Raw genomic sequence first — 2,155 nt, 5'->3', positions numbered from 1 at the left:
CGGCCATCGAGTAGCCGATGATCTCGCGGGTGGCGAGGTCGAGCCACGCGGCGAGGTAGAGCCAGCCCTCGGCGGTAGGGATGTAGGTGATATCTGTGTGCCACGAACACAGGAAAGAGGCGTGGAAATGCAGAGATAGGTGCCTCTCAGAATGTGGTGCTGCGTGAAAGATGAAGGTAGGCCCTTCGGAGCCGCCCTGCGGGGGGAGGCTTCAAACCACCACATGCTGCGTTGGCTGAAGACCGTCGTGGTGAGCGATGTGGAAAAGGCGTCCGTGAGGCGTCAGGTGGGGATCAGGAAGGCGAGCGCAAGCGAATCGCTGACGACGTGTCGAAAACATATTCAGATGGCATCGAAACTGGGGGGTGTAGATATGGCTCCAGGACAAGTCTGGCGGACACCCGTCTACTGGCCAGATGGTGCCCGGCATGGAGGCGACGCGAGCCTGGTCTGCTGCTTTCGCGTGGAACGTGGGAAGGCGAGCACTGTGGTTCTGCCCGTATGGGCTGAATCAGGGAGCGTCCCGAAACGGCGGAAACCGTGAGGGACTGAGTACCGATGCGGGGCTCGCTGGCGGACCGGCCCGTAGTAGTGCCGAAGCCTCTGTAATGGGGGTGGAGCGAAGGGGCCGGGTCATCCGTGGCGGTATTCGTTCGATCAACCAGGAGTTCCCTGGGAGGAGTCGCGTGGATGCGCTGAAAGTGTCAGAGAAGTCGTTCGTAATCTCGAAGTGGGAAGTATGGGAGGCGTGGGAGAAGGTCAGGGCGAACAAGGGCGCACCGGGAGTGGACGGCTGCACAATCGAGGAGTTCGAGAAGAACCTGAGGGGGAATCTCTACAGGGTCTGGAATCGGATGTCTTCGGGCAGTTACTTTCCGCCCCCGGTGCGATCGGTGGAGATTCCGAAATCGCATGGTGGTGGGGTCAGGATTCTCGGTGTTCCCACGGTCGCGGACAGGATTGCGCAAACCGTTGTCGCCGCCCGGCTGGAGCGGGAGGTGGAACCAGTCTTCCACTCCGATTCCTTCGGGTATCGGCCTGGACGGTCCGCGCTGGACGCGGTGGAGAAATGCCGAGAGCGGGCGTGGAAGAGGGACTGGGTTGTCGATCTGGACATCCAGAAGTTCTTCGACAGCGTCCCCTGGAACCTCATCGTCAAGGCGGTGGAGGCTCACACCGACGCCGTCTGGGTGAAGTTGTATGTGGAGCGGTGGCTCCGAGCGCCGCTCCAACTGCCCGACGGCACCTTGCGGGAGCGAGACCGGGGAACCCCACAGGGATCAGCGGTATCGCCCGTGCTGGCAAACCTGTTCCTGCACTACGCGTTCGATGTGTGGATGGCCCGGGAGTTCCCCGCTGTCCCGTTCGAGCGGTATGTGGATGACGCGGTCGTGCACTGCGTCAGCGAGCGCCAGGCCAGGCAACTGGTGGAGGTGATCGGGAACCGGATGGAGGAGGTCGGGCTGCGTCTGCACCCGGCCAAGACCCGGATCGTCTACTGCAAGGACGCGAACCGGCGGGGCGCGTACGCGCAGACGTCGTTCACGTTCTTGGGGTTCACGTTCCGAGCCCGCGCGGCCCGCAGCAGGCACGGGGTGACCTTTCCGTGCTTCCTGCCTGGGGTCAGTAAGGACGCCTTGAAGAGAATGAGTGCCGAGGTGCGCAGTTGGCGCATTCATCGGCGCACTCGCCACACCTTCGCCCAGCTCGCGCGGTTCATCAACCCGATCGTGCGGGGCTGGATTCAGTACTACGGGGCGTTTTACCGCTCCGCGCTGGAGCCCCTCCTGCGGCGCATCAACGCCTATCTGGTGCGCTGGATCCGCCGAAAGTACAAGCGGCTCGCGGGCTTCAAGAAGGCCAAGGAGTGCTTCCAGGGGATTACGCAGCGATACCCAGGGATGTTCTTCCACTGGCGAATTGCCCGCCACTTCTGGTGCACAGGGTGACAAGAGCCGTGTAACGGGAGGTCCGCATCAGCACCGCCGTCGCGGACTTCGAGCACTCCGCTGCCAGCCAGACGGTCTGCTGGTCGAAGGCCAGGGTGTGACCGGCACCGAGCCGGGCCCAGGGCACCCAGGTCACCGTCGGACCGTGATTCCGGCAGGCCACCCGGGGCGCGTCGGCCTCCAGGAACACCTTCATCGCCCCGTGG

General features: G+C 63.5%; 1 protein-coding gene and 2 pseudogenes. 1 reads left to right on the top strand and 2 read right to left on the bottom strand.

Annotated elements, in window-relative coordinates; all coding sequences use genetic code 11:
- A pseudogene (locus tag ABZV38_RS40230) lies at positions 1-103 on the bottom strand (DDE-type integrase/transposase/recombinase); the annotation flags it as partial.
- Between the two features lie 583 nt (positions 104-686).
- Between ABZV38_RS40230 and ltrA the strand changes: the two are divergent.
- Positions 687-1,949, top strand: a complete 1,263-nt coding sequence (gene ltrA, locus ABZV38_RS40225) for a group II intron reverse transcriptase/maturase (RefSeq protein WP_356333899.1) — start codon at positions 687-689, stop codon at positions 1,947-1,949.
- On the opposite strand, the pseudogene ABZV38_RS40220 reads toward ltrA, so the two are convergent.
- A pseudogene (locus ABZV38_RS40220) lies at positions 1,945-2,155 on the bottom strand (transposase family protein); the annotation flags it as partial. The gene ltrA and the pseudogene ABZV38_RS40220 overlap by 5 nt on opposite strands.

The sequence above is a fragment of the Streptomyces sp. NPDC005181 genome (assembly GCF_040608395.1).
Lineage (GTDB): Bacteria > Actinomycetota > Actinomycetes > Streptomycetales > Streptomycetaceae > Streptomyces.
The sequence above is the reverse complement of the archived record's forward strand: the minus strand, read 5'-3'. Positions and strand labels throughout refer to the sequence as shown.